Source organism: gamma proteobacterium symbiont of Axiagastus rosmarus (genome assembly GCF_059730925.1).
Genome location: NZ_AP035925.1, coordinates 2215073 through 2238613 on the forward strand (window position 1 = coordinate 2215073; position 23541 = coordinate 2238613).

22 protein-coding genes are annotated in these 23541 nt (G+C 60.8%); 9 read left to right on the forward strand and 13 right to left on the reverse strand.

Annotated elements, in window-relative coordinates:
- Positions 1 to 140 precede the first annotated feature (140 nt).
- From AC6I8F_RS10300 to pspA, 6 genes are read right to left on the reverse strand one after another with little or no spacing between them, the layout of a single operon-like run.
- On the reverse strand, positions 141 to 1214 hold the full coding sequence (locus AC6I8F_RS10300) for a YcjF family protein (protein WP_150058149.1): 1074 nt from the start codon (positions 1212 to 1214) through the stop codon (positions 141 to 143).
- Positions 1211 to 2608, reverse strand: a complete 1398-nt coding sequence (locus AC6I8F_RS10305) for a YcjX family GTP-binding protein (protein ID WP_498027993.1) — start codon at positions 2606 to 2608, stop codon at positions 1211 to 1213. The genes AC6I8F_RS10300 and AC6I8F_RS10305 overlap by 4 nt, the downstream gene beginning before the upstream one ends.
- Positions 2589 to 2837 (reverse strand): phage shock protein PspD, encoded by a 249-nt coding sequence (pspD, locus tag AC6I8F_RS10310; RefSeq protein ID WP_021506136.1) that lies wholly within the window; start codon positions 2835 to 2837, stop codon positions 2589 to 2591. Before pspD ends, AC6I8F_RS10305 begins: the two co-directional genes overlap by 20 nt.
- 48 nt (positions 2838 to 2885) lie before the next feature.
- On the reverse strand, positions 2886 to 3233 hold the full coding sequence (pspC, locus tag AC6I8F_RS10315; RefSeq protein WP_058758492.1) for an envelope stress response membrane protein PspC: 348 nt from the start codon (positions 3231 to 3233) through the stop codon (positions 2886 to 2888).
- Entirely contained in the window at positions 3230 to 3454 is a 225-nt protein-coding gene (gene pspB, locus AC6I8F_RS10320; RefSeq protein WP_058769745.1) for an envelope stress response membrane protein PspB, read from the reverse strand. The genes pspC and pspB overlap by 4 nt, the downstream gene beginning before the upstream one ends.
- A gap of 57 nt (positions 3455 to 3511) precedes the next feature.
- Positions 3512 to 4177, reverse strand: a complete 666-nt coding sequence (gene pspA, locus AC6I8F_RS10325) for a phage shock protein PspA (protein ID WP_058758491.1) — start codon at positions 4175 to 4177, stop codon at positions 3512 to 3514.
- 156 nt (positions 4178 to 4333) lie between these two features.
- On the opposite strand from pspA, the gene pspF reads away from it, so the two are divergent.
- Together pspF and leuA are read left to right on the forward strand one after the other, a co-directional pair.
- Positions 4334 to 5329: a phage shock protein operon transcriptional activator gene (pspF, locus tag AC6I8F_RS10330; RefSeq protein ID WP_498027994.1), complete on the forward strand. Its 996-nt coding sequence runs from the start codon at positions 4334 to 4336 to the stop codon at positions 5327 to 5329.
- A gap of 119 nt (positions 5330 to 5448) precedes the next feature.
- On the forward strand, positions 5449 to 7134 hold the full coding sequence (gene leuA, locus AC6I8F_RS10335) for a 2-isopropylmalate synthase (protein ID WP_498027995.1): 1686 nt from the start codon (positions 5449 to 5451) through the stop codon (positions 7132 to 7134).
- Here leuA and AC6I8F_RS10340 read toward each other — a convergent pair.
- Both AC6I8F_RS10340 and AC6I8F_RS10345 read right to left on the reverse strand, forming a co-directional pair.
- Positions 7085 to 7867: an AraC family transcriptional regulator gene (locus AC6I8F_RS10340; RefSeq protein ID WP_498027996.1), complete on the reverse strand. Its 783-nt coding sequence runs from the start codon at positions 7865 to 7867 to the stop codon at positions 7085 to 7087. The genes leuA and AC6I8F_RS10340 overlap by 50 nt on opposite strands.
- Entirely contained in the window at positions 7868 to 8731 is an 864-nt protein-coding gene (locus AC6I8F_RS10345) for an NAD(P)-dependent oxidoreductase (protein ID WP_498027997.1), read from the reverse strand.
- Between the two features lie 215 nt (positions 8732 to 8946).
- Here AC6I8F_RS10345 and pqqU point away from each other — a divergent pair, with 215 nt between their 5' ends.
- Complete coding sequence (gene pqqU / locus AC6I8F_RS10350) at positions 8947 to 11070, forward strand: TonB-dependent receptor PqqU (RefSeq protein WP_498027998.1); 2124 nt, start codon at positions 8947 to 8949, stop codon at positions 11068 to 11070.
- Positions 11071 to 11105: 35 nt separating this feature from the next.
- On the opposite strand, the gene AC6I8F_RS10355 is transcribed toward pqqU, so the two are convergent.
- A complete protein-coding gene (locus AC6I8F_RS10355; protein ID WP_498027999.1) occupies positions 11106 to 11585 on the reverse strand; it encodes a DM13 domain-containing protein in 480 nt (159 codons plus the stop codon).
- 416 nt (positions 11586 to 12001) lie between these two features.
- On the opposite strand from AC6I8F_RS10355, the gene AC6I8F_RS10360 reads away from it, so the two are divergent.
- Together AC6I8F_RS10360 and AC6I8F_RS10365 are read left to right on the forward strand one after the other, a co-directional pair.
- Entirely contained in the window at positions 12002 to 13000 is a 999-nt protein-coding gene (locus tag AC6I8F_RS10360; protein WP_494260082.1) for a hypothetical protein, read from the forward strand.
- Between the two features lies 1 nt (position 13001).
- Entirely contained in the window at positions 13002 to 13406 is a 405-nt protein-coding gene (locus AC6I8F_RS10365; protein WP_058769737.1) for a hypothetical protein, read from the forward strand.
- 129 nt (positions 13407 to 13535) lie between these two features.
- On the opposite strand, the gene AC6I8F_RS10370 is transcribed toward AC6I8F_RS10365, so the two are convergent.
- The 3 genes from AC6I8F_RS10370 to AC6I8F_RS10380 form a co-directional block, all read right to left on the reverse strand.
- Positions 13536 to 14090, reverse strand: coding sequence for an isochorismatase family protein (locus AC6I8F_RS10370; protein ID WP_058758482.1), 555 nt, complete (start codon positions 14088 to 14090; stop codon positions 13536 to 13538).
- Between the two features lie 16 nt (positions 14091 to 14106).
- Complete coding sequence (locus tag AC6I8F_RS10375) at positions 14107 to 14532, reverse strand: MarR family winged helix-turn-helix transcriptional regulator (RefSeq protein ID WP_021506146.1); 426 nt, start codon at positions 14530 to 14532, stop codon at positions 14107 to 14109.
- A 97-nt stretch (positions 14533 to 14629) separates the two neighbouring features.
- Positions 14630 to 15175, reverse strand: a complete 546-nt coding sequence (locus AC6I8F_RS10380; protein WP_159378206.1) for a helix-turn-helix domain-containing protein — start codon at positions 15173 to 15175, stop codon at positions 14630 to 14632.
- Between the two features lie 97 nt (positions 15176 to 15272).
- Between AC6I8F_RS10380 and AC6I8F_RS10385 the strand changes: the two genes are divergently transcribed.
- The 4 genes from AC6I8F_RS10385 to AC6I8F_RS10400 all read left to right on the forward strand — a co-directional run bounded on the left by AC6I8F_RS10385 (position 15273) and on the right by AC6I8F_RS10400 (position 23271).
- The gene (locus tag AC6I8F_RS10385; protein ID WP_498028000.1) at positions 15273 to 16451 is read left to right on the forward strand and encodes a benzoate/H(+) symporter BenE family transporter; all 1179 of its coding nucleotides are present in this window, start codon (positions 15273 to 15275) and stop codon (positions 16449 to 16451) included.
- A 153-nt stretch (positions 16452 to 16604) separates the two neighbouring features.
- Positions 16605 to 17927, forward strand: coding sequence for an SrfA family protein (locus AC6I8F_RS10390; RefSeq protein ID WP_498028001.1), 1323 nt, complete (start codon positions 16605 to 16607; stop codon positions 17925 to 17927).
- A gap of 2 nt (positions 17928 to 17929) precedes the next feature.
- A complete protein-coding gene (locus AC6I8F_RS10395) occupies positions 17930 to 20902 on the forward strand; it encodes a virulence factor SrfB (protein ID WP_021506150.1) in 2973 nt (990 codons plus the stop codon).
- Positions 20899 to 23271, forward strand: a complete 2373-nt coding sequence (locus AC6I8F_RS10400; RefSeq protein ID WP_498028002.1) for a virulence factor SrfC family protein — start codon at positions 20899 to 20901, stop codon at positions 23269 to 23271. The genes AC6I8F_RS10395 and AC6I8F_RS10400 overlap by 4 nt, the downstream gene beginning before the upstream one ends.
- Here the strand turns inward: AC6I8F_RS10400 and AC6I8F_RS10405 are convergent, their stop codons facing one another.
- Positions 23272 to 23541 (reverse strand): barstar family protein, encoded by a 270-nt coding sequence (locus AC6I8F_RS10405; protein WP_498028003.1) that lies wholly within the window; start codon positions 23539 to 23541, stop codon positions 23272 to 23274.

Here is a 23541-nt window from a genome sequence, read left to right on the forward strand (position 1 = left end):
ATGAAAAGTTGACACTCTGAGGCAGGTGACGAAGAGAAGTGTAGCGGAACAACCAACAATAATCCCGCCAGAAATCACCCTGAGCACAGATAATTTCACCTTTCACGCCATCGGCAGCGTGAAAGGCAGACAAGGTGAGATTATTTAGCAGCCTGACCTGCTTTCTCACCGCTTTTGGCCAGCGATTCTTTAAGCTGACCCACCAGTTCACGGCGGAAATCGCCGAGCCGCGGTTTGTCCTCCGCCAGCCACGGCAGCGGACGGCATAATTCCATGGCTTTGATCCCCAGTCGGGCGGTGAGCAGCCCGGCACCGATGCCCTGCGCCGCACGCGCCGAGAGACGGGCGGCGATGTCCTGCGACATCCAGTCCATACCAACTTCGCGCACCAGCTCTGACGCCCCGGCAAACGCCATATTCAGCAATACCAGCCGGAACAGCCGGATGCGACTGAAGTAGCCGAGCTCAATGCCGTAGATGGCCGCGATGCGGTTCACCAGCCGCAGGTTGCGCCAGGCGATAAACGCCATGTCCACCAGCGCCAGCGGGCTGACGGCAATCATCAGCGTCGATTCTGCCGCGTGGCGGCTGATTTCGCGCCGCGCCTGACGGTCCAGCACCGGCTGCACCAGCTGGGCATACAGCGTGACAATTTCGCGGTCGTTATGGGTTTCGTGCAGCGCCGCATGCCAGCGTTGCAGCGCCGGATGCGCCTGATCCAGCTGCGCCTGGCGCGCCAGCTTTTCGCAGAACGCCCGGCCTTTGCCGATGCCGTGGCTGGCCAGTAGTTCACGGCCCACGTCCCGCTCTTCCGCCCGCTGACGCAGACGATACAGCCGACGCCATTCGCCAATCAGCGCGCCCGCGCCGGCGGCGACAATCAGCCCACCGGCCACGCCGCTGCCCAGTGCAAACCAGTCGCGCGTCAGCCAGGCATCGTGCAGCCACTGGGCGCCCTGCGCCACCACGCTGATGCCAAAGATACCCAGCCCGACGCCCACCATTTTGCGCCACAGGCTGCGCTTTGGCCGCAGCGCGGCTTCCACCACTTTCTCGCCGGCGCCCTCTTCCAGCGGCTCCGCGTCAGGCGTCACCAGAAACCCCTGTTGCGCGTCGCTGCTAAAGGTGTGTGCCGCGCGCAGGGTCGGCTCCACAGGCTCCTGCAACGGGCGGGCAAAATCTATCCGTGGTTTGAGTGGCGTTTCATCGCTCATCGCAATTTATCTCCCAGTAAAAATTCCAGCGCAGCATCCATGCGGATATGCGGCAACGGCCGGTCGACATCCAGCTGCTGCGGCCGGAACTGTTCAAACTGAAACCCCTGCTGCTGCCAGAAGCTGTTGCCCGGCAGGCGCGGCGGTACTTCGCCCGGGTAAAAGGTCAGCGGTTCACCGTCGGCGAGGCGATGACCGCGCAGCGCCGGTAATTTGTCTCCGCGATGATCCACCAGCCCGCTCTCGGTCGCCTGCACCGACGCCAGCCCCAGACAATCCATGCTGATGCCTTCAAACGCGGCGTTCTGCCACGCGTCCTGCACCAGCTGCTGCAGCAGAGACACCATATTGGCGTGCTGATCGGCGGTGATGTGATCAGCCTTGGTGGCGGCAAACAGCAACTTATCGATGACCGGCGAGAACAGACGGCGAAACAGCGTGCGCTGGCCATAGTGAAAACTTTGCATCAGCTGGGTCAGCGCCAGCCGCATATCATTGAACGCCTGCGGTCCACTGTTGAGCGGCTGCAGGCAATCGACCAGCACGATCTGACGATCGAAGCGCAGGAAGTGATTTTTATAAAACCCTTTCACCACATGCTGACAGTAGTAGTGGAAGCGCTGCTGCAGCATGGAGAAATTGCTGCCGGCCGGCGCCTGTAACAGCTTACCGGCCTGCTGTTCATCAACGTTGGGCCACGGGAAAAACTGCAGTGCCGGCGCGCCAGCCATGTCACCCGGCAACACAAAACGTCCCGGCTGGATGAAGTGCAATCCTTCGGTTTTGCACTGATGCAGGTAGTCGGTCCAGGCCGCGGCGATCTCCGCCAGGCGGTTTTCATCGGCGGGCGCGAACGGGTCGAGATCGGCGCTCAGGCTGTGCCAGCGCGCGGCCCACTGCTGACGATCGCCCTGCAGCAGGCCGACCATCTGGCGTGACCAGCTGAGATAATCCTGCGCCAGCATTGGCAGATCGAGCAGCCACTCGCCGGGATAATCGACAATTTCGAGGTAAAGGGTGGCGGTATCTTTAAAATGACGCAGCAGAGACTGATCCGGCCGGTAGCGCAGCGCCAGGCGCATCTCGCTGACGCCGCGCGTCGGAGTCGGCCACATCGGCGGCGTGCCGTACAGCTGGGCCAGCCCTTCATCATAGGTAAAGCGCGGCGTGCCCAGCTCACGCTGGGGTACGCGCTTCACGCCCAGCAGCCGCTCTTCGCGCACCACGGAAAACAGCGGCAGACGCGCGCCGCTGTGGACATTGAGAAGCTGGTTAACCAGCGAGGTGATAAAGGCGGTTTTGCCGCTGCGGCTCAGGCCGGTGACGGCGAGGCGCAGATGACGATCCACGCCACGGTTCATCAGCCCCATCAACTCATTTTGCAGTCTTTTCATCGCTCTCCCTGATGAAACGTGCCGACAAGCGGTTAAACGCCTTACTCAGCAACGGTTCCAGGGCGGCCGCCAGCAACAGGCGCAGCGGACGGCGCGCCACCGATTTCACTGCCCAGCCGGCCAGGCCGCCGGGCGCATAGGTTACTGCACTGATGATGATGAATTTTCCCGCCGACTTCAACGCAGGCGTTGCGCGGCGGCGCAGAGCAGTTAAACGTTGCGTATGCATAGCGCCTCTCTTAGAGCAGCGGACCCGCTGACGGGCCCGCGACAGGGATTAAATCTGACGGAAACGGCTGCGTACGCTGAAGGTTTCTGAGGTCACGTAACGCTCAATATCGCGTACGTTACGCTCATCGGCGGTGAGCGTGTTCTCCAGCTCATCCAGCAGTTCGCGCGCCGTTGGTGTGCGCTCAGAGGGTGCGTCCAGCGGTTTTTCATCCAGCACGTAGCCGAGGATAAAGTAGGCGGTCACGGTGATCATAAACAGACCGAAAAACAGTGACAGCACCACAATCACACGCAGCAGCCGCACCGGAATATCCAGGTACTCGGCCAGCCCGGCACACACGCCGCGCACTTTGCCCTGCTGCGGAATACGCCACAGTTTGCGTCCGTTCATCATGGCTGCCTCCAGTTCGGGTGTTCGGCATCGAGGATCGCTTCCAGCGCCTCGACCCGGTCACGCATGCGGCGCGCTTCCTGCGTCAGCTGCTGCAGGCGCTGCAGGTCACCGGACGAAAGCGCCCCGCCGTTGCGTTTGTTGCTGTAGTGCAGCCATAACCAGATCGGTGCCACAAACAGCACGAAGATCGTTAACGGTATGGCCAGAAATAGTGCGCTCATTGACTCTCCTTTTTCAGTACACCCGGCAATCCGGGCCCGTTAGCAGGCCCGGGGCGATCACTCGCTGCGGTTCATTTTGGCTTTCAGCGCAGCCAGCTGCTGGCTGATTTCGTCATCGGCTTTCAGATCGGCAAACTGCTGGTCCAGCGTTTTGCTTTTACCGAAGCGCTGGCTTTCCGCTTCTGCTTCCATGTGATCGATGCGGCGCTCAAAAGATTCGAAGCGTGCCATCGCCTCATCCAGCTTGCCGCTGTCGAGCTGACGACGCACATCGCGTGACGATGAAGCCGCCTGGTGACGCAGCGTCAGGGCCTGCTGACGGGCGCGGGTTTCGCTGAGTTTTTTCTCCAGCTCGCCAATCTCGCCTTTCATGCGATCCAGCGTCTCTTCAACGTGGCTGGCTTCCTGCTGCAGCGCAGCGATCAGGTCGGTCAGCTTCTGTTTCTCAATCAGCGCCGAACGGGCTAAGTCTTCTTTCTCTTTACTCAGCGCCAGCTCAGCTTTTTCCTGCCATTCCGCCTGCTGAATTTCGGCCTGCTCAATACGGCGCAGCAGCTGTTTCTTTTCTGCCAGCGCGCGGGCCGAGGTGGAACGCACTTCCACCAGCGTGTCTTCCATTTCCTGAATCATCAGGCGTACCAGTTTCTGCGGATCTTCGGCACGCTCCAGCAGCGAGTTGATGTTAGCGTTCACGATATCGGCGAAACGAGAAAAAATACCCATAATGATGTTCCTCTGGTTGTCATGTCTTTACGCCCATAACTAATACAAGATGCGTGCCAGTTTTTAACGTATTGATTTTAATGAATTTGAGTATTTTACACGCGCCGCGCAATCCGTTAAGGTAGTGAAATTAATTAATCAGTGGTGAATTTCATCATGGCAAACGGTAAAGACAATCTGCTGGGCGAGTCGAATAACTTTTTAGAGGTGCTGGAACAGGTATCGAAACTGGCGCCGCTGGAGAAACCGGTGCTGGTGACTGGCGAACGCGGTACCGGTAAAGAGCTGATTGCCAGCCGCCTGCACTACCTCTCCGACCGCTGGCAGGGGCCGTTTATTTCGCTTAACTGCGCCGCGCTGAATGAAAACCTGCTGGATTCCGAGCTGTTCGGCCATGAAGCCGGTGCCTTTACCGGCGCCCAGAAGCGCCACCTTGGCCGCTTTGAGCGCGCCGATGGTGGCACGCTGTTTCTGGATGAGCTGGCCACTGCGCCGATGCTGGTGCAGGAAAAACTGCTGCGCGTGATTGAGTATGGCCAGCTGGAACGCGTAGGCGGCAATCAGTCGCTGCAGGTTAACGTGCGGCTGGTGTGCGCCACCAACGAGGATCTGCCAGCATTGGCCGCCGCCGGCCGTTTTCGCGCCGACCTGCTCGATCGCCTGGCGTTCGATGTTGTCCAGCTGCCGCCGCTGCGCGAGCGCCGCAGCGATATCCTGGTGATGGCCGAGCATTTTGCCATTCAGATGTGCCGCGAGCTGGGCCTGGCGCTGTTTCCCGGCTTTAGCGAGCGCGCTCAGCTCACCCTGTTGCAGTACAGCTGGCCGGGCAACGTGCGTGAACTGAAAAACGTGGTGGAGCGCTCGGTGTACCGTCATCACAGCACCGAACAGGCGCTCGACACCATCATCATCAATCCGTTTGCGCCACGCAGTGCTCCTGCGGTAACCGAAGCGGAAGCAGAACCGCGTGAAAATGCCCTGCCGGCGCTGCCGCTGGATTTACGCCAGTGGCAAAACCAGCAGGAGTGCGCCCTGGTCGAAGCCAGTCTGCAACAGGCGCGATACAACCAGCGCCGCGCCGCTGAACTGTTGCGCGTCACTTATCATCAGCTGCGCGCGATGATGAAAAAACACGGGATCGAAGCACAGTAGGGTTTAACTGACGGGTATCGCTGCGGCAGCTGTCAGTTTTGCACGCCGGGTTGTCAGCTATGCGTGAGCCGCGTCCGGCAGGTTACTGCAGACTACAGGCAGACCTCAAGGAGACCCTCATGCTGACTCAACCTGCTGAAAAATATCGCCCGTGGCCTGTCATCAATCTGGCGGATCGCCAGTGGCCGTCACGCCAGATCACCCGCACGCCACGCTGGCTCTCAACCGATTTGCGCGATGGCAATCAGGCGCTGGCTACGCCGATGGACAGCGCGCGCAAATTAGCATTCTGGCAACTGCTGCTGCGCTGCGGCTTTAAAGAGATTGAAGTGGCGTTTCCCGCCGCCTCGCAAACCGATTTTGACTTTGTGCGCCTGCTGATTGAACAGCAGCACATCCCTCACGACGTCACTATTCAGGTATTAACCCAGGCGCGCGGCGATTTAATCGATCGCACCTTTGCAGCACTGCGTGACGCGCCGCAGGCGATTGTCCATCTGTATAACGCCACCGCCCCGCTGTTCCGTGAGCGCGTATTTCGTCAGAGCAAAGCTGAGATCGTCGAGCTGGCCTGCGCCGCCGCGCGGCAAATCCGCGCACGCTGTGCGGCGCAGCCCGCCACACACTGGACCTTTCAGTACTCGCCGGAAACCTTCTGCTTTACCGAGCCGGAATTTGCGCTGGAAATCTGTGAAGCGGTCGCCGCCATCTGGCAGCCGGGACCGCAGCGGCCGATGATCATCAATCTGCCCGCCACGGTGGAAGTCAACACGCCCAACGTCTATGCCGACCAGATCGAGTATTTCTGTCGCCACTTCAGCCAGCGCTCGCAGGTGGCCATCAGCGTCCATCCACATAACGATCGCGGCACCGGCATCGCCTGCGCCGAGCTGGCGCTGCTGGCCGGCGCCGATCGCGTTGAAGGCTGTCTGTTTGGTAACGGCGAGCGCACCGGCAACGTCGATCTGGTGACGCTGGCTCTGAATCTCTATACCCAGGGCGTGACGCCTGAGCTGGACTTTAGCGATATGCGCGAGGTGCTGGAAGTGGTGACGCGCTGTAACCAGCTGCCGGTCCATCCGCGCCATCCTTACGCTGGCGAACTGGTGTTTACCGCCTTCTCCGGCTCGCATCAGGATGCCATTCGCAAAGGCTTTGCCGAACGCAGCGCGCGTAATGAAGTGGTATGGCAAATGCCCTACCTGCCGCTCGATCCGCTGGACATCGGCTGCAGCTATGAAGCAGTGATCCGCGTGAACAGCCAGTCCGGTAAAGGCGGTGCCGCCTGGCTGCTGGAACAAAATCACGGTCTGCAACTGCCGCGCGGCCTGCAACAGGATTTCAGCCGCTGCGTGCAGCAGCAGACCGATGCTCACGGCCAGGAGATGACGCACCACGCGCTGTGGCAGCTGTTCTGTCAGCAGTACGGCCTGCAACAGCCGCGGTGTCGCCTGCTGCAGTCGGAGAGCCATAGCGATGATCAGGGCGAGACGCGGATTAAAGCGCGCCTGCAGCAGGGTCCGCAGCAGCTGACCCTGGAAGGGCGCGGCAACGGACTGCTGTCAGCAGCGGTGGCCGCGCTGCGTCAGCGCTACGATCTGGCCGTAACCATTGAGGATTACCATGAACACACGCTGGGCAAACGCAGCGACAGCCGTTCGGTGTGCTATATCAGCTGCATCACGCCGCGTGGCGAGCGTGCGTGGGGCGTGGGTATTGATAATGACGTGACGCGCGCCTCGCTGCAGGCATTGCTTAACGCGGCGGGCGCTTTTCTGCCGCCGGAAAGTAGTTCGCTGGCGTAACGCCCAGCACACGGCGAAACATGGCGCTGAAGGCGCTCGGGCTGTCATAACCGAGATCGAGCGCCACGGCCAGCACCGTATCGCCCTGTGCCAGCCGGGTCAGCGCCACGCTCAGCCGGGCACGCCGCAGCCAGTCGCTAAACTGCAAACCGGTTTCGCGACTGAAATGGCGCGCCAGCGTCCGTTCCGCCACACACAGCTGCGCTGCCGCGCGCGCCAGCGTCCAGCTCTCGCCCGGGACCTGCTGAATCTGCTGGCACAGCGCCAGCAACCGGTCGCTGTGCGGCAGTGGCAGGCCAAACGGCAGCACGTCCATCACGCGAATTTCATCGAGAATCAGCTCGTAAATGCGCTCGGCGCGACTGCCAGACGCGTAATGCTCCGGCAGCGTGAGCGCGCTGACAATCAGCTCCCGCAGCAGCGGCGATATCTGCACCACCTGACAGCTGGCGGGCAGATCGGCGCGCGCCAGCGGATCGACAAACAGCGTGCGCGCCGCCACGCTGCCAACGATGTGCAGCGCATGACGCGTGCCGGCCGGCAGCCACACGCCGCGGCTGGGCGGCACAATCCAGCTGCCGTGTTGCGTTTCCACTTTCACCACGCCGCTCAGGGTATGGATCAGCTGCGCGCAGTGGTGATAGTGCCACGGCTCCGCATCGCCGTGCGCGTAATCATGCGCATACGGCACCAGCGGACGCTGCGAGAAGTCAAAGTCGAGCCGCTGACTCATTTAGCGTTTCAGGTACTGATAAACCGCCGCTAGATCCTGCTCGCCGTAACCGGCATCGACCGCCTGCTGCCAGACATCGACGATGTTTTCCAGCGCCGGCAGCGAGGTGTCGCCGGCCGCGTCCAGCGCCAGCCGCGCATCCTTCAGCGCCCAGATCAGATGCATCTGCGGCGTAAAGTCGCCGCTGGCAATCATGCCGAGTTTCATTTTGGCGTACGGCGCTGCCAGCGGACCGCCTTCCAGCACCTGCCAGAGATCGTCGGTAGTGAAACCCAACTGCTCTGCCAGCCGGGTGCTTTCGGCAAGACTCTGCATCAGGCCAATCAGCCAGCTATTCACCACCAGCTTCATGCGCGAGCTGGCACCGGCGGCCCCCAGCCACTGCGTCCCTTTACCAATCGCGGCGAACACCTGCTCCGCCGCCTGGGCGCGCTGCCGGTCGCCGCTGGCCATCACCAGAATCTGCGCGTTTTCAGCCGGCGCTTTGGTACCGGAGACCGGCGCATCAATAAACACCACGTCCGGCCGTGCGGCCGCCAGCCCGGCGATCAGCGCGTCGGTCGCTTCAACACCGATGGTGCCCATCTGCGCCACGGTAGCCCCCTGCTGCAGTGCGTTCTGCACCTGGTTAAGCGTGGCGCGCGTGGTAGCGCCGTCCGCCAGCATGGCAATCACCACGTCTGCGCCTTCCACAGCCTGCGCGGCGCTGTCGCTCAGCGTCAGGCCTGCGGCCACCAGATCTTCACCTTTGGCACGGGTGCGGTTCCAGCCGCGCACGGTAAAGCCCTTCTTCAACAGATTGGCGGCAAATGCGTGTCCCATCGCGCCTAATCCCAGTACCGCCACTACAGGTTGCTGACTCATGTTTTCTCCTTCTTCTTACCGCAGGCAAAACGATCACACTGACAGAAATTGGGGCTAACAGCCAGGCCAGAGGTGCGGTGAAAGGACATTTTTCACGCCACACTTAACAGGGTTCTGCCCTACTATTAACGCTTTTCAAACCCGCGCTAAAACGATTAACATACGCGCGATAAATGTCCCGATTGGTTCATTTCACGTCTTTTACGGTTATTAAAATGAAAATTGCTCTTTTGCGACAGGCGCCGTTGCTGATGCTGCCTGCACTCCTGCCGCTGCCGCTATTGGCGGCGGACAATGCCAGCAATACCCTGGTGGTAAGCGCCGCGCCCGCGGCCAGTGGACTCTCCGAGCTGGATACCCCGGCGGCGGTCAGCGTTGTCAGCGGCGACGATATGCGCCACGCCGCACCGCGCGTTAACCTGTCTGAAAAACTCACCAGCGTGCCCGGTCTGCAAATTCAAAACAGACAAAATTATTCGCAGGACCTGCAGATTTCGGTGCGCGGCTTTGGCTCGCGTTCCACCTTCGGCGTGCGTGGCATCAGAATGTACGTCGACGGCATTCCGGCCAGCATGCCGGATGGCCAGGGGCAAACCTCGAATATCGATATCGGTTCCATCGATCGTGTGGAAGTGCTGCGCGGCCCGTTTTCCGCGCTGTACGGCAACGCATCGGGCGGCGTGATCAATGTGGAAACCCAGCGCGGCCAGCAGCCGACTACGCTGGAAGCCAGCAGCTGGTACGGCAGCTACGGTAGCTGGCGCAACAGCGTGAAAGCGAGCGGTGCCACCGGTGATGGCAGCCATGCCGGCGATGTTAACTATACGGTGTCGGCTTCGCGCTTCACCACGCACGGCTATCGCGACCACAGCGTCGCGCAGAAGAACCTCGGCAATGCCAGACTGGGCGTGCGCATTGACGATGTCAGCACCCTGACACTGCTGTTCAACAGCGTTCACGTCGAGGCGCAGGATCCGGGCGGCCTGACGCCGGATCAGTGGCATGATAATCCGCGCCAGGTGGCCAGCAACGTCACGCTGTACAACGCGCGCAAAACCGTTGATCAGACCCAGGCGGGTCTGCACTACCAGCGCCAGATGAGCGACAACGACGATCTCAGCGTGATGCTCTATGCCGGTGAGCGCGAAACCACCCAGTATCAGTCCATCCCGCTGGCGACCCAGCTGAAAGCCGGCTATCCCGGTGGTGTCATTTCACTGGCGCGCCACTACCAGGGCATTGATACGCGCTGGACGCACCGCGCGACGCTGTTGACGCTGCCGGTGACCCTGACCGGCGGCCTCGACTATGAAACCATGAGCGAGAAGCGCAAAGGCTATCAGAATTTCACCCGCCGTGACGGCGCCACCGACTACGGCGTGCAGGGTGATCTGCGCCGCAACGAGCGCAACCTGATGTGGAACCTCGATCCCTATCTGCAGACCGCGTGGCAGCTGAGCGATCGCTGGTCGCTGGACGCCGGCGTGCGCTTCAGCACGGTCAATTTCGATGCTAACGACTATTACGTGACCGCCAGCGATCCGGATGACAGCGGCAATCGCCGCTATCACCGCTGGCTGCCTGCGGCCTCGCTCAAATACGCGATTGATGATGGCTGGAACGCCTATGTTTCCGCCGGTCGCGGCTTTGAAACGCCGACGCTCAATGAACTCTCCTACCGCGCGGCGGATCAGGCCGGGCTCAATCTCAACCTGCAGCCGGCCACCAGCAATACCGTGGAGCTCGGCAGCAAAAAACGCCTCGGCAACGGTCTGCTGACCGCTGCGCTGTTTCAGACCGATACCAAAAACGAGATCGTGTCAGACAGCAGTTACGAAGGCCGCACCAGCTACAAAAACGCCGGTGAGACGCGCCGCCGTGGCCTGGAACTCGGGCTCGATCAGCAGTTTGGCTATGACTGGCACCTGAAAGCCGCGTGGACGCTGCTCGACGCGCGCTACCGCAGTAACGCCTGCGGCAGCGACAGCTGTGACGGCAAGCGCATCCCCGGTATTGCACGCAATATGGCCTACGCCGGACTGGCTTACGCGCCGGAGCAAGGCTGGTATGCCGGCGGCGACCTGCGCTACCTGAGCGACATTGTGGCCAACGACCAGAATGATGTCAAAGCGCCGGCGTATACGGTGGTGGGACTGAACAGCGGCTATAAATGGCTGGTGCAGAACTGGACGCTGGATCTGTTTGGCCGCGTGGATAATCTGCTCGATCGCCACTATATCGGCTCGGTCATCGTTAATGAGAGCAATGGCCGGTATTACGAACCCGCACCGGGGCGTAATTACAGCGTCGGCCTGACGCTAAATTACGCTTTCCAGTAATCTCATGCGGGCACCGGCGCACGTCGGTGCCTTATTCAGGTGCGATAACGCGCTGAGCCGACAAATTTCGAAAATTGCTCACTCCAGATTTGCACGGCACAATATTCCTGCGGATCGATGCCTTCCGGCAGCGATTTAATAAAATCACCAAAATTATTTAAATCGCCAATTAACGCCGACTGATGTTTTATTTGCAGAAATGAGTGCTGATCAAACGCCTGAGTTTTGGTGAGGTAAATTTTATAGTGTGCCCCGGGGGCAATTTCCCCCTCAAAGGCGATGACATTTTCATTGAGATAGACTTTACCGCTGGCCCAGTAAAGCGCATCACTGCCCGGCTGATGGCGATCAAACTCGCCGCTATATAGCGCCTGCTGTTTCGCCAGATCAACCTCCTTTTGCGTGGCATTCACTTCCGCGGTAATTAACGGTGACAGCACCAGACCTAAGGTAATACCGGTGCCCAGAAAAAACAGGCTGGCGATGAGATAAAGCACGTTTGATTTTTTTAGCATCCCTACCTCCCTGCAGCAGAATAGCGCTGTACTGCTCTGCCCGATCCTGCTGCTCACTGGTGTTAATAAAAACGTAAAGTCAGGCTAAATATTGGTTATCGTGTTGCTGTGCATACTGTGACAGTAACCAGCGCTGTTACAACCAACTCTCAACGGCGGCAGGGAAAGCGAGGCGCAGCAGAATAACCCGCGGCAGCGAGCAGCAAAGATAAGGGCCGGCAGCACCAGCCCTGGAGGGAAAAGATCAGTTCAGCAGCGCGAGAATTTCGTCAGTGGTGCCGGTTTCGCATTTACGCATCTGAGCGCTCACACCACATTTGTTAGCCAACACATTTTGCGCCGCGCAATAGAATTACTTATATTGTTTGCTGCAGTCAGGCGTGCAGGATGTTAGTCAGGTAAGGGAGAAAGGATTCATGACACGTAACATCGCCCCGGGATATTGTGTTGTCGAACGCGCTGGATCACTGGAGTACCAGGCCAGAGAATTGTTTCGCGACACCCGTGCTCCAGCAGTTACCATGTTTATGCAGTTGAACGCTGACACGCCCTGGTTAAGGCCGGGACAGATACTGATTGTTGCTGACCCAGAGACGCCGGCCCCTCTAACCATGCAGGCACTTACAGCATTAAAACAGGCAAAGTCCCGCACTAATAACGCCCTGGTCGGAGTCAGCGTTGACGAGGCCGGTTTTATGCAGAAACACTACGGCATAATTGCTGCGCTAACCAGTGCTGGAGATAAGGTTTTCGGAACCGTCGGTGATGCTGGTGAAAAATACTTCAATGCCATTGAGCAGACGCTTAAGAAAATCGAAGCAAGTTATCAAAACCAGTTTCGCACTCAGGGAACACTGATAAGCCAGCAATTTTTTATTGAGCGAAATCAGTTGTTGAACCAGCTGAAAGAACTGGTCAACAAACCTGTGCTTAGTAATCTTGCTCGATATTCAGTTAAGTTTCAGCAATACGAGAATATGAAACGCGCGCTTAACCTGTCCAGTAGATCTATTGTGCATGAGTGGTCTACCGTTGGGATGGGTGGAATTCCAGGCTATTCATATTACGTAGGGAATGCGGCCAGGGCGGCTCGTTTTCTCAGGATGGGCGGTTTTATTGGTATCGGTTTCTCATTTGCAAACACCACTAATGAGGTAGTTAACGCGTGCACCAGCGGACGCGAGAGTGAATGTGGCAAAACTGCCTTCAAAGAATATAGTAAATTCGCCAGCGGTACATTTGCTGGTATGACTGGAGGGACGCTGGGTGCATCTGCTGGTATCGGTATTTGTTTTGCTGTAGGCATAGCCACTGCAGGAGCCGGAGGGGTTGCTTGCGCCGCTGTAGGTTCATTGGTGGCAGGGTCTGCTGCCAGCTCAGCAAGTGATTATCTTATGGATCTATGGTTGAAATAGCATGAACACGACTCTTTCTTATGTTGCTCTCGGATGTGCGATCATCCCTTTCTTTATAACTACGCTACAGTTTATTATTTATTTAATTAACAAACGCAAATATAACACTTTGTTATCGCAATATCTCGACAGCGCATTCGAATTACCACCACTGTATAGATTCTACGGCTCCATGGGTTTTTTTGGCTCTTTTGGCATGTCTTACTTCTTCTCCAGGCTTAAAAAAGGCCAGAAAATTATTTTTCAACCCAAAGAGCAGGCGGCTATTTCTACCTTTCTTAATGCTATCGATGTAAACGTAACAAAGTGGCTTGACACTTATTATTACCTGTCAATATTTTCATTACTTTTATATGCGGTTTTTGTGGTAATGAGCCTGATAAAAATGGTTACTGTGCAACTTTAAAGCTCACATTTTGGGCTGATTTTTTATTAAATTAACTATTCATCGCCAGCCTAACATCCAGCATCGCCAGACAGCCTTCAGGGAGCCGCAAAGATAAGGGCCGGCAGCACCAGCCCTGAAGGGAAAAGATCAGTTCAGCAGCGCGAGGATTTCGTCAGTGGTGCCGGTTTCGCCGAGGCGCGGGAAGATGCGCTCAATGCTGTTGTGGTGGGTTTCAGCGTTCAGGCAGCTCATCGCATCAGTCGCCAGCGTGACGTTGTAGCCCAGCTCGTACGCCTGACGCGCCGTGGATTCCACGCCGATACTGGTGGCAATCCCGCACACCACCACCTGCGTCACGCCACGCTGCTGCAGTTGCTGGTGCAGATCGGTATTGTGGAACGCGCCCCAGGTTTTTTTCGTTACGCTGATATCGCCCGGCTGCGGTGTCATTTCCGGCACCAGCACCGCCCAGTCTGCCGGCAGAGCAGCATCGTGGCGCGGCTGCTGATTGCGGCCCGGCGCGCCGCCCGCCACGTTCACCAGCACCACCGGTAGCTGTTTCGCGCGAAACGCCTGCGTCAGCTGCGTGGCGCGTGCAATCACTTCATCCGGATGGCGCGGCGTAACCGGCAGGCGGACGATGCCGTGCTGCAGGTCGATGACAATCAGGGCGGTTTGGGCATCTAACGTGGTGACAGCCATGGTGAGTCCTCTCAAATTAGTGGTCAGCGAGTCGTTGCAGTAAGGGAATGGCGGCCAGTAGCGTTTGCTGCTCCTGTGGGCTGAGCAGGCTGCTGATACTGTGCAGCAGCCAGTCGTCACGCTGGGCGCGATTGCTGGCGATGAGCTGCAGGCAGGCAGCGGTAGGCTGATAACGGGTTTTGCGGCCATCCTGCGCATCGGCCACGCCCTGTACCAACCCCAGCGTCTGCAGGCTGGCGACCGTGGCACTCATCGACTGGCTGCGCACCCCTTCGCGCGCGGCCAGCTCGGTCACCGTCATTGCGCCGTCGCGCACCAGATACCCCAGCACGGAAACCTGCGGCCAGGTGAGATCGCCCGGCGGGGCCGATTCACGCAGGCGGCGCATCAGTTTGCCATTAATGCTGCGTAACGCGGCAGCGGCGCTAATCAGCTCGCTCATCGCCCTTCTCCTTTACTGATGAGACCGCAGTATATAAATACGAAGGTAAACTGTGTAGTTTGCCTTCGTATCAATTTGTAATTGTGCATCCCGCCGCTCAGCTGCGCTGCAAATAGTGTATCAGGCTATGAAAGCGCAACGGGCTGGCCAGCGGATTGCGGTAGCTGTGCGGCTGATCGGCGGCGAACTGGCTGGCCTCGCCGGCCTGCAGGCGACGCCAGCTGCCCGCCATGCCCAGCAACAGCTCACCTTCCATCACCACCACCTGCTCAATCACCCCGCTTTCGTGCGCTGACGAATCGCTTTGCGCGCCCGCTGCCAGCGTCACTTCCAGCAGATCGAAGCGCAAACGCGCGTCATACGGCAGCAGCGGCTTCACCTGCATTTGTGCATTGGGCTGGCTGAAGGTCGCCACGTCGCCCGACGGCTGCGCCCCGCTCTGCACAAAAAAGGAGAACGGCACATTAAAGCCGGTGGCGATTTTCCATAGCGTGGCGATCGTTGGACTCGACTCGCCGCGCTCAATCTGACCGAGCATGGCTTTACTCACGCCGGTGCGCGCCGCCGCCAGGGTCAGGCTCCAGCCATTGGCCTGACGCAGCTGTTTCAGCGCCTGGCTGAGATGTTGATGCAGATTTTCCATGAATTCTCCTGAAAAGCGGGCGCGCAGTGTACCACTTGTGCGCGCCATACCGTGCGTGCCACAATGTGCGTTATAACGCACAACAGGATGTGATTCCATGACCACTGCGACTGTTCGTCCGGCTTTTTCCTTTCCGATGCTGATTTCCGGCCTGATCGCCGTGCTGGTCGGCTACAGCAGCACCGCGGCGCTGATCTTCCAGGCGGCGCAGGCCGCAGGCGCCTCACCGGCGCAGATTGGCGGCTGGCTGTCAATGCTGGGCGTGGGCATGGGACTGGCGTCACTCGGCCTGTCGCTGTGGACGCGGATGCCGGTGCTCGCCGCCTGGTCGACGCCAGGTGCCGCGCTGCTGGCCACCAGCGTGCACGGCCTGACGCTGAATGAAGTGGTCGGGGTGTTTGTCGCGACCAATCTGCTGATTGTGCTGAGCGGCGTGACCGGCCTGTTCGCCCGGCTGATGAACCACATTCCCCAGTCGCTGGCGGCCGCGATGCTGGCGGGGATTCTGCTACGTTTTGGCATCTGCACCTTCAGCGGCTTACAGGATCATTTTGCCCTGTGCGGCAGCATGTGTCTGGTGTGGCTGCTGGGCCGCCGCTGGCTGCCGCGTTATGCCATTCTGCTGGCGCTGGTGACAGGCGTACTGGTGGCGCTGGGTCAGCGCGCCATTCACTTTCCGCCTCATGCGCTAACGCTGAGCGTGCCGGAATTTATCATGCCGCACTTTAATCCTGCCGCGCTGATTGGCGTCGGCTTGCCCTACTTCCTGGTGACCATGGCGTCGCAGAATGCGCCCGGTATTGCCACGCTGCAGGCGCATGGCTACCGGCCGCCGGTCTCCGCGCTCACCGGCTGGACCGGCCTGATCGCCCTGCTGCTGTCGCCGTTCGGTGGCTTTTCGGTGTGTATTGCGGCGATCACCGCCGCGATCTGCATGGGCGATGATGTCGATCCGGACCCGGCGCGCCGCTGGGTGGCTTCCGCGCTGGCGGGCGTGTTCTATCTGCTGACCGGCTTTACCGGCGCGCTGATCGCCGTGATGCTCAGCGCATTGCCGCCGGTGCTGATCGCCACGCTGGCCGGTCTGGCACTGCTGGCCACGCTGGCAGGCAGCCTGCAGCGCGCGCTGGCGGAACCGGCCCAGCGCGACAGCGCCATCGTGGCATTTCTGATCACCGCCAGCGGCATCTCCCTGCTCGGCGTCGGCTCGGCGTTCTGGGGCCTGATCGGGGGCGTCCTCACCCATTTGCTGCTCAGCCCGCGCCGGAACGGTTAACATTTCACCACCCCGCGTACCGTGGGGGGAATAACGCCCTGTTTTCCCCCTTTTTTCCCCCGTTTGATTGCGGCGCATTTGGCTTAAGATCACTACCATCGCCCATCACACCCGATGTTTGGCTTCAGATAACCACCGATAAGGGCCCAACGAGTGGCAAAAACTTTTCTGCGCAGCGGCAATCTCGACGCGTTACTGGCTCTGGGGGAGAACGGCCAGCCGGTCTGGGCTTCTGCCCTGCAAATTCGCGAAACATTACGTTTGCGCCGCCAGACGACACTGGCCAACTGCCTCGCGATCCCGCAGGCCAACGAGCGCGGTGACCGCCTTGACTGGTACGCGCCATTCAGCGGCAAAGTGAAATCCTGGCTGGCGGCCAGCGATCGCGAAAAGCGTCAGGCGCTGGATCAGCTCACCCTTAATCAGCAGGATTTGCAGGCGCTCAGCCTGCGCGCCCGGGATGCCGACAATCCGGCGATGCGCCTGTTTGGGGCGCTGCTGGCAAAGACGCTGCAGTTTCCCGATCAGCAATACGTCTATCTGGTGGATGGCAAGCCGGTGATCACCTTCTGGGGCTTTGTCGACCCGCAGGCGCGCACGCGTGATGATGCGCTGGCCTGCCTGCGCGACAGCCTTGATGAAGAACTGCCGCCGCTGGTGGTGCCCGCGCCGGAGCCAGAAAGGGCTGCCGCGCCTGAACCGGTTGCGGCCCCCGTTGTGGCGGAGCCCGAGCCGGAACGGCTGGCGGAACCCGAACCACAGGCCGCACCCGCACCCGCACCGCTGAGCGTTGTCGCCGACGCGCCCGCGCGGAAGAAATCCGCACTGCGCCCGCTGCTGCTGGTGCTGCCTCTGGCCGCTGCCGCCGCAGCGGGCGTGGCCTTCTGGTTACACGACGCGCCGGTCCAGCCGGCAGAAACCGAAACCGCGCCTGTGGTCAGCGCCGCGCCCGTGCTTGCCCCGGCGATGCTGGCGAAAGCACAGACGCTGGCCGCCACGCTGCCGCACAGCAGTGCGACGGTGACGCCTGCGCCGGCACCGGCTGCCCCACCGGCACCGCCGGAGGTCGTAGCTGAACATACCGAACCGGCCAAAGCGGACGATCTGGTGATGACGACCGATGACGCGCGCCTCGGCTCGGTGAAATTTATCAATGGTACCTGGCGCGTGACGCTGCGTCAGACCAATCTGCCGACCGGCAAGCCGCCGAGTCTGCGCTATCAGATCCGCAACGGTAAAGGCAGCGCAGTGATTACCCAGGGCGACAATATTCGCTGTAAAGCCGATGTCACCGCCGCCATGACCAGCGCCGGCACCATGGTAGTGCGCAGCCGCTATACTGCCAGCTGCAGCGATAAATCACGCTATCGCATGCCGGAGCTGGTGTGCAAAGCCGGTGATGGCATTGCCAGCTGTACGGCGCAGTATGGCGCCGATCAGGTGTTCCCGTTGACGATTAAGCGTGAGAGTAAGTAACCATGTTGGCTCCCCTGATTGATGACAAACAGAAAATCACGCTGATCGAAGACAGCGGTGTGCAGTTTCTTGATTTTGGTCTGCGCCTGCCCGCGCTACAGGCGCGGCGGCAGTTTGTGCGCCAGACCGCCAACGGCCCGCTGCTGCGTCTCAACGTTGATGGCAACAGCGGCAAGTTTCTGCTCTATCCGCAGGATGGCGGTGCCGCTGAGGTGGTGCGCCCGGAAACAGATATCGCGCTGGCCGATTCCCTGACGCTGTTGGCCGGGCAGTGGCTGCCGCTGCCGGTGCTGCGCTGTTCCAGTGGCCGTCGTTTCATCGGTGGCCCGGATAACTGGGCGCGTCTGCGCCTTGCGCCGCTCAGCCAGCCCGACGCGGCGGGCAATACCCATCGCATCACCCTCGCCTTCGATACGCGCCTGGTGGCCGACACGGACGGCGGTGAGCAGCTGGGGTTGAGCAAAGCCGATGCGCAGAACGGCGTCAGCTTTGCGCTGGCGTGGCACAACTATGAACTGGGCGAGTTCCTCGACCTCACCTGGGTTGACGGCTGGCTGCGCGAGACGTTCAGCCAGCAGGTGTATGCGCTGGAATCACGCCGCGAGCAGGAAGTAAACCAGGCGCTGCGCGAATTTGAATATCAGGCGCACTATCTCAACGTGCTGGAACTGCTGGGCGAACAGCTCGATCTGGCAGAAATCACTATCCAGGCGGCCTCACCGCAAACGCCGGCGGTCAACGTGGATATCATTCTCGACGTCGGCAACTCGCATACCTGCGGCATTCTGGTGGAAGATCACCCCGAAGAGAGCAACGGCCTGCGCCAGACCTATGAGCTGCAGCTGCGCGATCTGTCGCAGCCGCACCAGGTCTACAACGAGCTGTTCGACAGCCGACTGGAGTTTGCCGAGACGCACTTTGGCAAAGCCAACTTCTCCCTGGAGAGCGGTCGTGAAAACGCGTTTATGTGGCCCTCACTGACCCGCGTCGGTCGCGAAGCCAGCCGCCTGGCGCTGCAGCGCGCCGGCACTGAGGGCAGCACCGGCCTCTCCAGCCCGCGCCGCTACTTATGGGACGAAGCGCGTTATCAGCCCGGCTGGCGCTTCAACGCCAGCGGCGGCAGCGACGAGCCGCAGGCCACCGCGCTGCCGTTTACCCTGTTGCTCAACGATGAGGGGCAGCCGCTGCATGCCCTGCCGGAAGATGACCGCCTGCCGGTGTTTTCTGCCAGCTACAGCCGCAGCTCGCTGATGACCTTTATGCTGTGTGAGCTGCTGGCGCAGGCCATGATGCAGATGAACAGCGTGGCCCAGCGCCAGCGTATGCCGCAAAGCCAGGCGCCGCGCCAGCTGCGGCATGTGATCCTGACGCTGCCGTCGGCCATGCCGAAGCCGGAGCGGGAAATTTTCCGTCGCCGCATGCAGGAAGCCATCGCGCTGGTGTGGAAAGCCGAAGGCTGGCATCCGGCCGACGCCGCGTTTGACGCCGCCAGCCAGGCGCACAGCCTGCGGCCGGTACCGGATGTGCAGATGGAGTGGGATGAAGCCACCTGCGGTCAGATGGTGTGGCTGTTCAACGAAACCCAGGTGAACTTTGCCGGTCGCGCGGAAGATTTCTTCAGCAGCATGGCGCGCCCGGATCGCCCGCGCGAAGCGGATGAGCTGCCGGGCAAAAGCCTGCGCATCGCCTCGATTGATATCGGCGGCGGCACCACCGACCTCGCCATCACCCAGTATCGTCTGGATGATGGTCAGGGCAACAACGTGAAAATCACCCCGCGCCTGCTGTTCCGGGAAGGGTTTAAAGTGGCCGGCGATGACATTCTGCTGGACGTGATTCAGCTGTGGATCCTGCCCGCGCTACAGCAGAGTCTGCAAAAAGCCGGCCTGGCGCTGGCGGAACCGCTGATGAACAAGCTGTTTGGACACGACAGCCGCATGGACGGTCAGGCCACGCTGCGTCAGCAGGTCACCCTGCAGCTGTTTATTCCGCTGGCGCAGGCGGTGCTGGAGCGCTATGAAAACTGGAATCCGCTCGACAGCCACAGCGAAATTAACGCGCTGTTTGGCGAGCTGGTGCCGCAGAAGCCAGCCAGCAGCGTGCTGGCGTTTGTCAACGGAGAGATTCAGCGCACGCTCGGCGGCGACAGCCGTTTCGATCTGCTTGACGTGCCGCTGGTGGTGAGCATGGCGCAGCTGCATGCTGAGTTCCTGCAGCACCGGATGGCGATCATCCCGGCGCTGCGCGCCATGTGCGAAGTGGTTTCCCTCTATCAGTGCGATGTGCTGCTGCTGACCGGTCGCCCGTCGCGCTTCCCGGGCATTCAGGCGCTGGTGCGTCATTTGCAGCCGCTGCCGGGCAGCCGCATTTTGTCGCTGGAGGGGTATCACACCAGCGACTGGTATCCGTTCAACAAACAGGGACGCATTGATAACCCGAAATCCACCGCGGCGGTCGGTGCCATGCTGTGTCTGCTGGCACTCGATCTGCGTCTCAGCAGCTTCTGGTTCCGCGCCGGCGATTTTGAACCCTACTCGACCATTCGCTATCTTGGCGTGCTGGATGAAAACGCCACGCTGAGCGATGACAATCTGTGCTACAGCGAGATTGATCTCGACAGCCACAGCTTCGCGCTGGACCGTAAAAGCAGCTTCCGCATTCGCGGTAACGTCTGCCTCGGTTTCCGCCAGCTGGAGAACGACCGCTGGCCGGCGACACCGCTCTACAGCCTGAGCATTACCGATCCGCAGCTGGCGCGCCAGGTAGCGGGCGAAAGCGTGCTGCGCATCAGGCTGGCGGTACAACCGGGCCCGGATAATCTCGGCCCGGAGCGGCTGGTGCTGAGCGAGGCGCGCATGGACGATGGCACGCGCGTGCCGCTGGAGCAACTGAGTCTGAAACTGAATACGCTGTCGGCCACCGGCAACGCCAATGCGCAATACTGGATCGACAGCGGGAGCGTGTGTAAACGATGAGAACTGCCAAAAAAGCCACGCCGGCGACGCCTGCTAAACGCCTGGGCCTGCTGCAGGAGACGGTTGACGGAGCGCTGAACTGGGTGGAGAGCCACCAGGCGCACTCGCCGCGTCTGGCGCTGGAAGCCGATACGCTGCGGCTCCAGCTGCGTCGCGCCCGCGTTGAGAGCCACGCGCTGGCGCGACAGCTGGCACGGCCGGTTACCCTGGCGCTGTTTGGTCAGTCGCAGGCGGGTAAAGCCTGGCTGCTGAGTGAAATGGTCGGCGACGCGCAGGGCCAGCTGATCGCCCGCCTCGGCGACAAAACCCTGAACTATTTTCAGCACATCAATCCCGGCAATCTCGATTTTGCCATCGCCACCCGTTTCAGCCATCAGCGTGAAGCGCAGTCTGGTGCGTGGCCGCTGGAGATGACGCTGCTGAGCGAAGCCGAGCTGATTCGTCTGATGCTGGCCTGTGCCAGCGCGGAAACCCAGCCGGACAGCGCGGCGATTGATGCCGCGCTGCAGCGCCTGCAGCGCCATCGCCAGAGCGAGATGCAGCCCGGCCTCGACAGCGACGCGCTGGTGACGCTGTGGGCGTGGCATCGCCGCCAGCCCGACCACGCCGAGGTGCTGGACCGTCATTTCTGGCCGCAGGCGATTGAGCTGGCACCGTGGCTCAACGTAGACGACCGCGTGCAGCTGTTTGCGCTGCTGTGGCCGCAGCGTCCGGCGCTGAATGAAACCCTGCGCAGCCTGCTGCATCTGCGCCATCAGCTGCGGCACGCGCCGCGCGTGCTGGCACCGCTCAGCCTGCTGGTGGATGACGCCTCGCTGCCCGCTGAAAAGCTCATCGGCCATGACGCCGACCTGAACGAATTGATTGAAGTGTGTCCGGTTGTCGCCAACCGCGTGGGCAAACCGCAGTCAGTACCGCTCGGCTGGCTGGCGCTGCTGACGCTGGAAATCACCCTGCCGCTCAGTTCGACGCCGCGTCAGGCGCTGTATGACGAAGCCGATATGCTGGAACTGCCCGCACCGGGCACGCCCGCCGACCGCGATCAGCAGGACGAGCGCGCAAGGTTGCAGGCGCGTGATGCGCTGCGCGCCAGTCTGCTGGAACAGAAACGTGCCCTGCTGCCGGGCTTCTATGCCGCCCGTCAGGGCATCGATTTAATGCTGATTTGTACCGCCGCCAGTCAGCGTCAGGATGCGGATCTCGCCGCCAGCGCGCTGCGCGAGTGGCAACTGCAACAGAGCGCGACGGCCAGCACAGACAAGCCGCGCCTGATTTGGGCGATTACGCCGCACGATGCGCGCTATCAGCAGTCGCAAATCAACGTCGATGAAGCGGTACAGCGGCAGATTGGTCAGCCTGGCCAGAGCTGGGGCTCAATGCTGGCGCGCGATCGCGCTGGCGTCGACCGTATGAGCAGCTGGCTGCAGGATGAGATGCAGCCGGAGGCACGGCGCGACCGGCTGGCGCTGCAGCTCAGCACGCTGCAGCAGAAACTGGAGGAGCGTCTGCAGCCGTGGACCGAAGCCAGCGCCACGCCGGAACAGGCCGCGCGGAAACAGGCCATCGCCGATACGCTGCTGAAGTGTTTACAGCATCGCACCGGCCTGCACGGCGAGCTGCTTGAGCGTCTGCAGCCGTCGCGCGAAGCGGTGCGCCAGCTGTGGCTGAGTCAGAGCCACGGCAGCACGCCGTCCACCGGCGGTCAGCCGGCCGCGGTGGAGCAGAGCTATTTTGGTATTGGTTTTGAGTTTGACCTGTTTAACGATGAGCCGGTAACCACCGCCGAACCGCGCAGCAGCAGCGGCCAGCGCGATCAGCAGTTTCCTCAGCAGGTGTTCGCGCTGTGGCTGGCGCACCTGCGTCAGCTGCCGGAGAGCCAGAGCCTGCTGGCGCTGCTCAACGTTGATAAGCCGACGCTGGAACTGTTGGTGGAGGAGCTCATCACCGCCAGCTTCCGTCTGCAGGTGCTGAGCAAACTGCAAAGCGCGCTGAACGAAACAGAGACGCAGGCCAGTGCCCATGAAGCGCGCACCGATCGCCAGGTGTCGCGTGCCATGACGGTGCTGGGTGACTTTGTCGCCTGGCTCGGCTTCCTGCAGCGGGATGAACGTGAACGGCCGCAGAGTCGCGTCAATCGCGGCAGCCCGATTTTCGCCCGCCCACCGGCGCCCAGCGTCAGCTTTTCGTCAGGCCAGCGTCTGACGCGGCTGTCTGCCGCGCCGGCTAACCACACCGCCTATTACATTTATGACTGGCTGGTGGGATTAAATTCGCTGATCGTCGAAAATAACGGCTACACCGGCGGCGGCGATTTGCCGGCCAGCGCACGCCAGACGCTGGCGATTATGCTGCTGCCGCTGCACGCGTAGTCAGTGTGTAATCAGGCGCAGCTCGCCTGCCAGCTGCTGCACCGCCTCTTCCAGCAGCGCCAGCACTGGGGCAAACTCCGCGCTGGTGCTGACCTCGGCGACATGCTCCAGATGCAGCGTTGCCGGCAGCGCCATACCGCCGGTCAGCCAGTCCCACAGCGCATCCAGATTGTAACCAAAGCGTTCACCGCAGCCGCTCTGATCGACCAGCGCCTGATAAAAGGCCTGGCGCGTGCCCAGCGTGCGAAAATCAAAATGGAGTGTCAGCAT